Consider the following 10999-nt stretch of genomic DNA (forward strand, 5'->3'; position numbering starts at 1 on the left):
GATTGATGATGAGGAAATCACTTCTTGCGCTGACTGCCGGGCTCTTGCTTGCCGGGAGCGTCAGTGCAGCCTCCGCCGCCGACAAGCTGAAAGTCGGATTTATCTACCTCGGCCCGGTCGGTGACCTCGGCTGGACCTATCAGCATGAGCTGGCACGCCAGGCCCTGGTGAAGGAGCTCGGCGACAAGATCGAGACCACTTTTCTCGAAAACGTGCCTGAGGGCCCCGACGCCGAACGCTCCATCGAGCAGCTCGTCCGCGCCGGCAACAAGCTGATCTTCACCACCTCGTTCGGCTACATGGATCCGACGCTGAAGGTCGCGAAGAAATATCCGAACGTGCATTTCGAGCACGCGACCGGATACAAGCGCAACCCGAACATGTCGACCTATTCGGCCAAATGGTTCCAGGGCCGCTACATCCAGGGCCTGATCGCGGCCAAGATGTCGAAGTCCGGCGTGCTCGGCTATATCGGCTCGTTCCCGATTCCCGAGGTCGTCTCCGGCATCAACGCGACGATCCTCGCCGCGCAGACCATCAACCCGAACATCAAGGTCAAGATCATCTGGGCCAACACCTGGTTCGACCCGGGCAAGGAGGCCGACGCCGCCAAGGCGCTGATCGACCAGGGCGCGGATGTGATCATGCAGCACACGGATTCGCCCGCGGCAATGCAGATCGCCAGCGAACGCGGCAAGCTCGCCTTCGGCCAGGATTCCGAGATGATCAAGTTCGGGCCGAAGACCCAGCTGACCTCGATCCTCGATACCTGGGGTCCCTACTACATCGCCCGGGTCAAGGCCGAGCTCGACGGAACCTGGAAATCCGAGGACAGCTGGGGCGGCCTCGACAGCCACATGTTCGCGATGGCACCTTACACCAACATGCCTGACGACGTGAAGAAGATCGCCGAGGATGCCCAGGCCGCGATCACCGCGGGCAAGCTGCATCCGTTCAAGTGCCCGGTCCTTGGGCAGGACGGCAAGCCTGTCGAGTGCAAGGGCGGCGCCAATCTCGACGACGGCCAGATCCTCGGCATGAATTTCTATGTCAAAGGCATCGACGACAAGCTGCCGGGCAAGTAGCACGCTTCTTGCATCGCCTAAATCACCTGCTCCTCCCGGAGGAGGTTCGGAGGGGGTGGCCAGAAGCACCCGGCACTTGTGGTCGCCCCCTCTTTCTATCTTCGCCTGGACGTTATCTGGCCTGCATGGCCCGCGCCGCCGAACTGTGGCGGTGGATGAGGTCTGCCACATCGAGGCCGGGGATCGCGCCGTCGATAACGGCCCATTTCCCTGCCACCATCACCCGATCGGCCCGATGCGCCCCGCACAGGACGACCGCGGCCAGGGGATCGCCATGGCCGGAGAAGCGTAGCTCGTCGAGCCTGAACAGCGCGAGATCGGCCGCCTTGCCGACGGCGATGTCGCCGAGTTCCGGCCGGCCGACGCAGGCCGCCGAGCCCTTGGTGGCCCAGCGCAGCGCATCCTTATGACTGACCTTCGTCACCCCGTAGCGCGCCCGCTGTAGCAGGAACGCAGCCCGGACCTCCTGCATCAGGTTCGATCCATCGTTCGAGGCCGAGCCATCGACGCCGATGCCGATGCCCACACCGGCCTCCTCCATTTCGCAGACGGGGCAGCAGCCGGAGGCCAGAAGCTGGTTGCTGCAGGCGCAATGACTGATCGTCGTCTTCGCCTTGCCGAGCCGCTTCATCTCGTCTGCATTGAAGAAGATGCCATGGGCGAGCCACGTCCGCGCATTGAGCCAGCCGCATTGTTCGAGATAGTCGAGCGGACGGCAGCCATACATCTCCTGGCAGAATTTGTTCTCGTCCTCGGTCTCGGCCAGATGGGTATGCAGGCGCACATCGAGCTTGTCGGCGAGATCGGCGGTGGCGCGCATCAGGGACGTCGTCACCGAGAACGGCGAGCAAGGTGCGAGCGCGATCTGCACCATCGCATCCGCGCCGCGCTGGTGGTGCCTGGCGACCACACGCGCGCTGTCGGCGAGGATGGTGTCCTCATCCTGCACGACGCTATCGGGCGGCAGACCGCCGTCGCGCTGCGACAGGTTCATCGAACCGCGCGTGAGCAGCACGCGCACGCCGAGCCGCCTGGCCACCGCCACCTCGATATCGACGGCGTCTTCGAGCCCCGCCGGAAAAACATAGTGATGATCCGTCGTGGTGGTGCAGCCCGACAGCAACAGTTCGGACATCGCCACCGTGACACCAAGCTTAAGCCGCTCCGGCGTCAGCTTCGCCCACACCGGATAGAGCGCCTGGAGCCAGGGAAACAGCTCGCGGTCCATCGCCGCCGGCAGCGCCCGCGTCAGCGTCTGGTAGAAATGGTGATGGGTGTTGATCAGGCCCGGCAGCACGACATGCTCGCCCGCATCGAACACCGCCACATCTGCGGTCGCAGGCGTGCCGCCGGCCGGCACGAGCTCAACGATCCGGCCATCTCTGACCACGATCCCGCGTTCGGCACCGTCGGCGAGGATGGCCAGTGGATCCCTGATCCAGGTCGGTTTTGCATCGTTCATGATCCTGTTTCCCCTCACATCCGTTGACGACAGGCCAACAAGGCTGCATCACGGCCCGATCACCTTCATGCTAGGAGTTGTTTGTTGCGACTTGGCTCCGGTCTTGCAAGACTCATCTCTACGATTCACCGGGCGGAAGCTCTGGCGCAACCATGGATTTGAATACCATCACAGCGGTCGCCCATCCGCAAACGCGCGCGCAGCTGCCCGTTTGGACGCCAGGTGATGCTTGGCTCGCGGGCGGCACCTGGCTGTTCTCGGAGCCGCAAGTTCACCTGACTCGGCTCATCGATCTCACCGACCTGAAATGGCCGGCGCTGACGGTCACCGAGAGCCATCTCAGCATCGCAGCCACCTGCACCGTCGCGCAGCTCGATGGATTCGCCTGCCCACCCGACTGGTTCGCGGCACCGCTGATCAACCAGTGCTGCCGCGCCTTCCTGGCTTCGTTCAAGATCTGGAAGACGGCGACCGTCGGCGGCAATCTCTGCATGTCGCTTCCGGCGGGACCGATGATCTCGCTCACCGCTGCGTTGGACGGCGTCTGCACGATCTGGAAGGCCGGCGGCGGCGAACAGATGATGCCCGTCATCGATTTCGTCATCGGCGACCAACACAACCGTCTGGCACCGGGGGACCTGCTCCGGCAGATCGATATTCCGATCGCCGCGTTGAAACGTCGTACGGCCTTCCGCCAGATCTCGCTGGCGCCGGTCGGCCGCTCGGCGGCGCTCCTGATCGGCAGTCTGGATGCCGATGGCACGCTGACGCTCACGGTCACCGCCTCGACGGTGCGGCCGATCCGGTTGTCCTTTCGCGAGGTCCCCGACACGAAAGCGCTTCGCGATTCCATCGCGCAGCAGATCACGGACGATCTCTACCATACCGACATCCACGGTAAGCCGCTCTGGCGCAAGCACATGACACTGCGGCTCGCCGAAGAGATCCGCGACGAACTCCTCGGAGCACCGCCGGCATGAGCTTCGAGGTTAATGGCACGACGTTTCCACAGGAGCCGCGCGCCGGCCAGTGCCTGCGCACGTTTCTGCGCGAGCTCGGCCATTTCGGCGTGAAGAAGGGCTGCGACGCCGGCGATTGCGGCGCCTGCACCGTGCTGCTGGACGGCGAGCCGGTGCATAGCTGTCTGATCCCGGCGTTCCGCGCCGACGGGCGCGCGGTCACGACGATCGAAGGCCTCGGCGGTGACAGCGGCGCGCATCCGATGCAGCAGGCTTTCCTCGATGCGCAGGGCTTTCAATGCGGCTTTTGCACCGCCGGCATGATCCTGACCTGCACCTCGCTGAACCAGGCGCAGCGCACCGATCTCGGCGTCGCGCTGAAGGGCAATATCTGCCGCTGCACCGGCTATCGCGCGATCGAGGACGCGCTGCTCGGCAAGACCAATGTCGAGGCGGGCGTCGAAGCCGGCGCCGCATTCGGCCGCAGCCTGCCGGCGCCAGCTGGCCCCGATGTCGTGCGCGGCAAGGCGCGCTACACGTTCGACACGCAGATCGACGGCCTGCTGCATATCAAGCTGCTCCGTTCGCCGCACGCCCACGCGAGGATCGTCGCGATCGACAAGTCGGAAGCGCTGAGCGTTCCCGGCGTGCACGCGGTACTGACGCATGAGGATGCGCCAACCACTCTGATGTCGACCGCGCGGCATGAGAAGGACTGGATGGATCCCGAGGATACCCGTGTTCTCGACGACATCGTCCGCTTCATCGGCCAGAAGGTCGCCGCCGTGGTCGCAGACAGCGAAGCCGCGGCCGAGGACGCATGCCGCCGGCTGAAGGTCAGTTACGAGATTTTGCCCGCGCTGGTCGATCCGGAGCAGGCGATGGCGCCCGGCGCGCCCGTCATTCATCCCGATCGCACCACCGCGAACCGCATCGCCTATGCCCAGCGCAACCTCGCTGCGGAGACGCATGGCGAATTCGGCGACGTGGCGGCTGCGCTCGCGACATCCGCCGCCACCTTCGAGGGCACCTTCCATAGTCACCGTGTGCAGCATGCCGCTTTGGAAACTCATGGCGGCCTCGCCTGGCTCGATGCTTCCGGCGTGCTCAATGTCCGCACCTCGACGCAGGTGCCGTTCCTGACCCGACGCGCGCTGTCTGATATCTTCGAGCTTCCCATGGACAAGGTCCGCGTCTTCTGCGAGCGCGTCGGCGGCGGCTTTGGTGGCAAGCAGGAGATGTTCGTCGAAGACATTCTGGCGCTCGCCGCGCTCAAGACCGGACGGCCGGTGAAGCTGGAGCTCACCCGCGAGGAGCAGTTCATCGCAACCTCGACGCGGCATCCGATGCGGGTCCACGTCAGGGCCGGTGCCGACGCGAACGGCAAGCTCACGGCGCTCCAGCTCGACGTGCTCTCCAACACCGGCGCCTACGGCAATCACGCCGGCCCAGTGATGTTCCACTCGCTGGCCGAATCCATCAGCGTCTACAATTGCCCGAACAAGCGGGTCGACGGCTACGCGGTCTACACCAATACGGTGCCGGCAGGCGCGTTTCGCGGTTATGGTCTGCCGCAAACACTCATCGCGGTCGAGGCCGCGATCGACGAATTGGCCAAGCAGCTCGGCATCAACCCTTACGAGATGCGCCGGCGCAACGTCGTCAAGCCCGGCGATCCCATGGTGTCGCCGCCGCCGTCGGAATTCCACGATGTGCACTACGGCTCCTACGGGCTCGACCAGTGCCTCGACCTCGTCGAGCGCGCGATGCAGGCTGATGGTCCACAGCCGGACCTATCGCCGGAGTGGCTGATCGGCGACGGCGTCGCGCTGACCATGATCGACACGGTGCCCCCGGCGGGCCATCTCGCGGATGCGATGGTCACGCTCAACGACGACGCCAGCTTCGATCTCACCGTCGGCACCGCCGAATTCGGCAACGGCACCAGCACCGTGCACCGGCAGATCGCGGCAACCACGCTTGCGACCACCGTCGACCGCATTCGCCTGCGCCAATCCGACACCGCCCATGGCGGCCACGACACCGGCGCCTATGGCAGCGCCGGCATGTTCGTGGCAGGCAAGGCGACGCATGCCGCAGCCATGCAGCTTGCGACCGAGCTGAAGGCGGCCGCCGCCGGCGCATGGCTCTGCGACGTCGGCAGTTGCACGCTCGAGAGCGAAGCCGTCGTCAGTGGCGTGCGGCGCATGTCCTTTGTGGAGCTGGCAAGGCTCGCGCGCGAACGCGGACAGCCGTTCGCAGGCGCCGGCAATTCCGGCGGCACGCCGCGTTCGGTCGGCTTCAACGTGCAGGGTTTTCGCGTCGCCGTGAACAAGGCCACTGGCGAGCTCCGGATTCTCAGGAGCGTGCACGCAGCGGACGCCGGCGTCGTGGCCAATCCCATGCAGTGCCGTGGTCAGGTCGAAGGCGGTGTTGCGCAGGCGCTCGGTGCCGCGCTCTACGAGGAGATGGTGATCGATGCGGATGGCCGCGTCGCCAACCCCAAATTCCGAGACTACCACCTGCCCTCCTTCGCCGATGTGCCCCGCACCGAGGTCTTCTTCGCCGAGACCTCCGACACGATCGGCCCGCTGGGGGCGAAGTCGATGAGCGAGAGTCCGTACAATCCGGTCGCCGCCGCGCTCGGCAACGCGATTGCCGATGCCACCGGCATCCGCTTCACTGCGCCGCCCTTCAAGCCGGACCGGTTGTTTCCGGCGCTGCACGATAAGTTTGGATAGGCATATTTCGGGGGATTAATCCATGAGCAGCGAAGTCCATCCCGTCGACGAGGTCCTGCCGGTCCCGCGCCTGCTGGCGCTCGGGCTTCAGCATGTGCTGGTGATGTATGCCGGCGCGGTCGCGGTGCCCCTGATCATCGGGCGCGCGCTGAAGCTGCCGCCGGAGGATGTCGCCTTCCTGATCAGCGCCGACCTGTTCGCCTGCGGACTTGCGACGCTGGTGCAATGCCTCGGTCTTCCCGGTGTCGGCATCCGCCTGCCTGTGATGATGGGCGTGACGTTCGCATCCGTCGGTCCGATGCTGTCGATGGCGGCTTCACCTGAGATCGGCCTGCTCGGCATCTACGGTTCAGTGATCGCCGCCGGCCTGTTCGGCATCGTCGCGGCGCCGTTCGTCAGCCGGCTGCTACCGCTGTTCCCGCCCGTCGTCACCGGCAGCATCATTCTCGTCATCGGCATCTCCCTGATGCGGGTCGGCATCAACTGGGCCGGCGGCGGCCTGCCGACGCTGACGAAGGTGGTCGACGGCGTCGCCGGCAGCTTTCCCAATCCGGCCTACGGACAGCTGCAGGGACTTGGCATCTCGCTGTTCGTGCTGCTGTTCATTCTCGGCTTGATCAAATGGGGCACCGGCTTCCTCGCCAACGTCGCCGTGCTGCTTGGCATCATCGCCGGCGCCGTGCTCGCGACCATTCTGGGCGTGATGCATTTCGACAAGGTCGCTGCGGCGTCCTGGGGCGCGGTCGTGATCCCGTTCCGCTTCGGCATGCCGCAATTCCATCTGGTGCCTGTCATCACGATGTGCGTCGTCATGATCGTGGTGATGATCGAATCACTCGGCATGTTCCTCGCGCTCGGCGACATCACCGGCAAGACGGTCGACCGCGAAGCGCTGAGCCGAGGCCTGCGCGCCGACGGCGTCGGCACGCTGCTCGGCGGCATCTTCAACACCTTCCCGTACACGTCGTTCTCGCAGAATGTCGGTCTCGTCTCGGTCACGGGCGTGCGTTCGCGATGGGTGACGGTCACGGGCGGCTGCATCATGCTCGTGCTCGGCCTGTTGCCGAAGCTCGCCGCATTGGTCGAGGCCGTGCCGCTGGTCGTGCTCGGCGGCGCCGGCCTCGTGATGTTCGGCATGGTCGCGGCGACAGGCGCACGTATCCTCACCTCGGTCGACTTCCGCACCAATCGCTACAATCTCTTCATCGTCGCGATCTCGATCGGCTTCGGCCTGATCCCGCTCGCCGCACCCGGCTTCTTCAGGAATTTGCCGCATGATCTGCAGCCGCTGCTGGAGTCCGGCATCCTGCTGTGTGCAATCGTCTCGGTGCTGCTCAACGCCTTCTTCAACGGGTTGAGCGGCGGCGCAGCGGCGGAAGCGGATGCAGCAGCGGTCGCCTCATCCGCGCAACATGTTTAACTGCCGCGATAGGTCGAATAGCTCCATGGCGTGACCAGCAGCGGCACGTGGTAGTGGCTTTCCGGCTCGCTGATCGCAAAGCGTAGCGGGATCTCGTCGAGGAACGGCGGGTCGGAGAGCTGCACGTTGCGCTCCGCGTAATATTTGGCCACGCTAAACCGGAGCTCGTAGCGGCCGATCGGCAGCGGGCGGCCGCCGATCAGCGGCTGGTCGGTGCGGCCGTCTGCGTTGGTGACGGTGCGCGCGATGACGCGGCTTTCCCCGAGCGCGGCGAGCTCGACCAGCTCGACCGGAATACCCGGCGCGGGCTTGCCGGCGTGATTGTCCAGTACATGGGTCGAAAGCCGGCCGTGCACCTTGAGCTTGTCATCGGCGATGACGAGCTGATCGAGACGCAGAGCAGCGATACGAGAGATTTCCTCAAGCGCGCGGCGTGTCTCGGTCTTGGCGATGTTCTGCAGCCGCGCCTCGAAGTCCCGCAGGATGGAATCCCTGGTATGCCGGCGCGCGCAGACGATATAGGGGATACCAAATTTTTCGCGATATGCATTGTTCGCCCGCTCGAAGGCCGCGTATTCGGCGTCCGACAGACGGTCGAGGCCAGCGCTATTCTGCTCGGCACTCGAGTCAGGCGTGAGTCCCGCTGCGCGCTGAGTCTTGTTGGCAAGGTCGGGGTGCGCACGTATCAGCGCCAGTTGCACCTCGGGCTCAGCGCTCGCGATCGCCGCCTTGATCGCGTCGAGCAGTGGATTGATGCCGGCAAACGGACGGCGCGCCGCGGCTTCTTGGGCAATCCAAGGCGAGTACTCGACCACGTTTTCAAGTACTGCGACGAAATCGTCGAAGCTCGCGACATTGAGATCGGACAGCGGTATCTGCGACATCGCCCTCACCCGATCTCGAATGCGTCGGCCGCAAGGTGCGCGAGCTTGTCGTGCCAATGCTGTGCGATCTGCAACCGCGTCGGCACCCAGACGCGCTTGTGCTTGCCGATGTAGTCGAGGAAGCGGATCAGCCCCGCCGCGCGGCCGGGACGTCCGGCCAGACGGCAGTGCAGGCCGACGGACATCATCTTCGGCGCGCTCTCGCCTTCGGCGTAGAGCACGTCGAAGGCATCTTTCAGGTAGGTGAAGAACTGCTCGCCTTCGGCAAAGCCCTGCGGATTGATGAACCGCATGTCGTTGGCGTCGAGCGTGTAGGGAATGACGAGCTGCTTGCCGCTCGCGCCCCTGACCCAATAGGGCAGATCATCTGCGTAGGAATCGCTGAGATAGAGGAAGCCGCCCTCCTCCATCACCAAACGGTTGGTGTTGATCGAGGAGCGTCCGGTATACCAGCCGAGCGGCCGCGAGCCGGTCGCCGCGGTGTGGACGCGGATCGCTTCCGCGATCTCCGCGCGCTCCTGCGCCTCGGTCATGTCCTTGTGCTCGATCCACTTCAGGCTGTGGCTGGCGATGTCCCAGCCCGCCTCCTTCATGGCGGCAACGATTTCCGGATTGCGCTTCAGCGCTGTGGCGACGCCGAACACGGTGGTCGGCCACTTCCGCTGGCTGAATATCCGCCACAGCCGCCAGAAGCCGGCGCGCGAGCCATATTCGAACATCGATTCGATATTGGCGTGGCGCTGGCCGGGCCAAGGCTGTGCGCCGAGCACGTCGGACAGGAACGCTTCCGAGGCAGGGTCGCCATGCAGGATGTTGTTTTCGCTGCCCTCCTCGAAATTAACGACGAACTGCACCGCGACCCGCGCGTTGCCGGGCCATTGCGGGTGCGGCGGGTTGCGGCCGTAACCGCGGAGATCGCGCGGGTAGCGGGTACCAGTCACTCAGACTTCCTCGAAGCGGATCGGCAGCGCGCCCTTCCACAGCACGCTCTTGCCGAGCGTCGCCAGATTCTCCAGGCCGGACGTCAAGGTGATGAAATGGTTGCCGGCGAGCTGGCCCATCTTGCTCGCGAAGTGCACGCCGCCATAGGCCATCAGGATCTCCGTCTCGCTGATGCCGCCGGGATAGAGGATGATCTGGCCGGGCGCGGGATAGCTGGTGTGGTTCTCGTAGCCGACTCCGAAATCGAGGTCGCCGAGCGGCATCCACACGCCCTCGCCGCTCCAGCGCACGTGGATGATGTGGCTTTCGAACGGCAGCGCCTTGCGGAACGCGGCGACAGTCTTGGGCGCCGCTTGCTCCTCGAAACGGGCATCGAAGGTAAAGTCGCCGGCGCGGATCACGAGTTTGGTCATCTCATCTCTCTGGATCGGGGGCGGTGGCCCCACGGGGAATTTTCAGGCAAAGAGCACTCCGTCGGGCTTCGCGCAAGGGGCGCGGCCGGTTACCTGCGGTCGTAGGACCAGCCGAAAACGCCACTCCGCCGCGTCTCGGGCTCCGGCTCGGCGGCGGGCTGCGGCGCCTCCCTCAGTTCCGCCTGCGGCGGCGGAGGCGGCACCGGCAAATTCTCGCATTTCATGGAGTAGACCAGCTTGCCGTCCGCGGTCCGTCCGATCGGCGCGCAGGGGTCCGGATGCGCCGCCGAGGTTTTTGGGGTCAGCTTGACCTGCGCCACGGCCGGCGAGGCGATCAGCAGAAGGACCAGCAGATATTTCGACATCATTGTCGCCCAGAAACCAGATTTGGCCCATTGAACCGGATTGCGCAGGTCAAGTCCATCGGGGCTACGGGGGCGATTGCCGAATATTTAGCCGAGGCTAGAAAATTGGCTCGCCCCAATGTGATGTCGCGAGCGCTGATATCGGCTGGGCGCATCGCCATGTCAGCCGCGACGGCGACCACACAAACATCTCACAGCCGGGCGCCGTTACGGGAGAAAGTAACAATGCAAAAGACCTTTATCATTCTCGGCGCGACGCTGATTGCCGCCGCCACCGTCCAGACTGCCGCGGCGAACGACCGCCGTCATGTCCGCAGGGCGCAACCCCATCCCATCACCCAGTCGGTGCGCGACTCCAACGCCGCGCTGTGGCCGTCGCAGCCGACCGAGCCCGACTGGTCGCGCTATTCCAACGGCGCGATGTCTGCACCAGCGGGACGGTGATGCGGGAAGCCTAGCGCGATCAAGCGAAACTGCCTCCACGTCGTCATTGCGAGGAGCTCTTGCGACGAAGCAATCCAGACATTTTCCACGGATGCATTTCTGGATTGCTTCGCTGCGCTCGCAATGACGGAGTATGACGCGGTAACGCGACGCTTCCAGCTCGCATTTTTGAATTGCAGACACAGCTTCGCAGCCTCGCGGCTGATCTCGCCCGAGCTTTGCTTGGTCATTCCACCCTCTTGTCCAAGAGGGCGCAGGGAAGGCCGGGTGCCGGCTGGCACCCG

At 64.9% G+C, this 10999-nt stretch carries 10 protein-coding genes; 5 read left to right on the forward strand and 5 right to left on the reverse strand.

The annotated features are described in order from the left end of the window. Positions 1–8 precede the first annotated feature (8 nt). A complete protein-coding gene (locus AC0L3A_RS33465) occupies positions 9–1085 on the forward strand; it encodes a BMP family ABC transporter substrate-binding protein (RefSeq protein WP_007601459.1) in 1077 nt (358 codons plus the stop codon). A gap of 112 nt (positions 1086–1197) precedes the next feature. Here AC0L3A_RS33465 and AC0L3A_RS33470 read toward each other — a convergent pair whose 3' ends face one another. Continuing rightward, entirely contained in the window at positions 1198–2547 is a 1350-nt protein-coding gene (locus AC0L3A_RS33470) for an 8-oxoguanine deaminase (RefSeq protein ID WP_473255970.1), read from the reverse strand. A gap of 152 nt (positions 2548–2699) precedes the next feature. Here AC0L3A_RS33470 and AC0L3A_RS33475 point away from each other — a divergent pair, with 152 nt between their 5' ends. From AC0L3A_RS33475 to AC0L3A_RS33485, 3 genes are read left to right on the forward strand one after another with little or no spacing between them, the layout of a single operon-like run. Further along, positions 2700–3527 (forward strand): FAD binding domain-containing protein, encoded by an 828-nt coding sequence (locus AC0L3A_RS33475; protein WP_219685277.1) that lies wholly within the window; start codon positions 2700–2702, stop codon positions 3525–3527. Beyond that, positions 3524–6247, forward strand: coding sequence for a molybdopterin-dependent oxidoreductase (locus tag AC0L3A_RS33480; RefSeq protein ID WP_473255971.1), 2724 nt, complete (start codon positions 3524–3526; stop codon positions 6245–6247). The genes AC0L3A_RS33475 and AC0L3A_RS33480 overlap by 4 nt, the downstream gene beginning before the upstream one ends. Positions 6248–6269: 22 nt before the next feature. Next, the gene (locus tag AC0L3A_RS33485) at positions 6270–7667 is read left to right on the forward strand and encodes a nucleobase:cation symporter-2 family protein (protein ID WP_473255972.1); all 1398 of its coding nucleotides are present in this window, start codon (positions 6270–6272) and stop codon (positions 7665–7667) included. On the opposite strand, the gene uraD is transcribed toward AC0L3A_RS33485, so the two are convergent. The 4 genes from uraD to AC0L3A_RS33505 all read right to left on the reverse strand — a co-directional run bounded on the left by uraD (position 7664) and on the right by AC0L3A_RS33505 (position 10274). Then, the gene (gene uraD / locus AC0L3A_RS33490) at positions 7664–8551 is read right to left on the reverse strand and encodes a 2-oxo-4-hydroxy-4-carboxy-5-ureidoimidazoline decarboxylase (protein ID WP_219685274.1); all 888 of its coding nucleotides are present in this window, start codon (positions 8549–8551) and stop codon (positions 7664–7666) included. The two genes, AC0L3A_RS33485 and uraD, sit on opposite strands and share 4 nt — an antisense overlap. Positions 8552–8556: 5 nt before the next feature. After that, positions 8557–9492, reverse strand: coding sequence for an allantoinase PuuE (gene puuE, locus AC0L3A_RS33495; RefSeq protein ID WP_219685273.1), 936 nt, complete (start codon positions 9490–9492; stop codon positions 8557–8559). Continuing rightward, entirely contained in the window at positions 9493–9906 is a 414-nt protein-coding gene (locus AC0L3A_RS33500) for a DUF3830 family protein (protein WP_007601448.1), read from the reverse strand. Between the two features lie 89 nt (positions 9907–9995). Next, positions 9996–10274: a hypothetical protein gene (locus tag AC0L3A_RS33505; protein WP_007601447.1), complete on the reverse strand. Its 279-nt coding sequence runs from the start codon at positions 10272–10274 to the stop codon at positions 9996–9998. A gap of 222 nt (positions 10275–10496) precedes the next feature. On the opposite strand from AC0L3A_RS33505, the gene AC0L3A_RS33510 reads away from it, so the two are divergent. Continuing rightward, the gene (locus AC0L3A_RS33510; protein WP_007601445.1) at positions 10497–10715 is read left to right on the forward strand and encodes a hypothetical protein; all 219 of its coding nucleotides are present in this window, start codon (positions 10497–10499) and stop codon (positions 10713–10715) included. Positions 10716–10999: the final 284 nt, after the last annotated feature.

Source organism: Bradyrhizobium sp. MI1.3 (assembly GCF_055811695.1).